The sequence below is a fragment of the Bartonella sp. AP58NXGY genome (assembly GCF_042195785.1).
In the GTDB taxonomy this organism is placed as follows: Bacteria; Pseudomonadota; Alphaproteobacteria; order Rhizobiales; family Rhizobiaceae; genus Bartonella.
The window spans coordinates 1-1,354 of record NZ_JBHIOY010000071.1 but is presented as its reverse complement, the minus strand read 5'-3'; the positions used below and the strand labels follow the sequence as shown (position 1 = coordinate 1,354).

Sequence of the window (1,354 nt, the reverse complement as noted above, 5' to 3'; positions counted from 1 at the left end):
TTTAAACAATTTTTTGAATGAAAGAATTTTAAAGAGGGGCGCCCCCGCCGCGCCCGCGCCGTTATTTACGCTGCTTTATTTATATCCTGATCAAGACCACAGACATCTTCAGAAAATTTCTTATTTTCTTTAAGCACAGCATTGCCATAAATCGTTGTAAATTGGCAAATTTGTGCCTTGCCACTCACATGAGCATTATCATGAATTTTTGCAAAAGGACCAACACGCGCCGAGCCAAAAACCTTGGCATTGTCATAAATATTGCTACCATCATAAACTATAGCTTTATCAAAAACATGAGCATTGCCATAAGCTTTTGACCACGCAGCAAGGCGTGATTTACCGTAGACATGGGCATCATTAAACACAAGCCCACTCACATGAGCATTTTCATATACACGGGCATTATCGTAAATAAGAGCCCCTTCAGTAATAACGGCATTATCACTCACAACGGCATTGCCAAAAACATAGCCACCAATTTTTGCATTGCCATTAATGACTGCATTGTCATAAACATGTGCCTTATCACTCAAAACCCATGCCTTATCACTAATCACAGCATTACCATAAACTTTAGCATAATTCACAACACAAGCATTATTGCGTATTTTGGCATTTTCGGAAACGCTTGCTTGGATAACCATAGCATCATCATAAACCCAGCAATTGCCTTTATGAGACAGATCACTCTCATCTTTAATAAAGCCACCTAAATCCCCCGCCTTAACATCATCAAAATCTCTTAAAGCTTTAATGCGGTGTAAAGTCACACCGTTAACAACGCGGTTTTCATTAGTAAGTTCATATTTTGGAAAAGTTTCTTGATTTGTAACTGTAGCGTTCATGCTGACACCTATTCGTTTAAATTGTTTGTTATTGACAGCCCTATAAGGGCGCCGGGCGCTAACAAACACGGCGAATAGTCCGTCGCTATGCTTTTCCCTCGCGAAGGGTATTGTATAACATAGCTACACCCGACATAATCGTTATATGCTAATAACAGCACAAAAGAAAGTCAGTATTTAAAGAATGGGAAAAACCTTACGTGGTTTAACCGCTATTCGCTATAGTGTTTGTTAAGCACTTGCCAACCTTATTAAACGACCTTTTCTTTAAAGTCAATACGTATTTTTTATTTTTTTCACTTTTTTTCATTTTGATAATTACCTAATTGAATATCAAGTGCTTTTTCTAGTTCACTGTCTATATCATAAGCCTGTGAATAACACTTCTCGCTTTCATTTGTACGTTTTTTGATTTTCGTATTTACCTCATCTATCAAAGGTTCACAACTCAATACACTTCTTGGCAAATCGCCACCGTAAACCCAAGCTTTCACTTGCGCCTTGGT

At 38.2% G+C, this 1,354-nt stretch carries 1 protein-coding gene and 1 pseudogene; both read right to left on the bottom strand.

The annotated features are described in order from the left end of the window. Positions 1 to 65 precede the first annotated feature (65 nt). Entirely contained in the window at positions 66 to 848 is a 783-nt protein-coding gene (locus ACFINC_RS09475) for a hypothetical protein (RefSeq protein WP_375617046.1), read from the bottom strand. A gap of 296 nt (positions 849 to 1,144) precedes the next feature. Continuing rightward, positions 1,145 to 1,354 (bottom strand): annotated as a pseudogene (locus ACFINC_RS09470) (hypothetical protein); the annotation flags it as partial.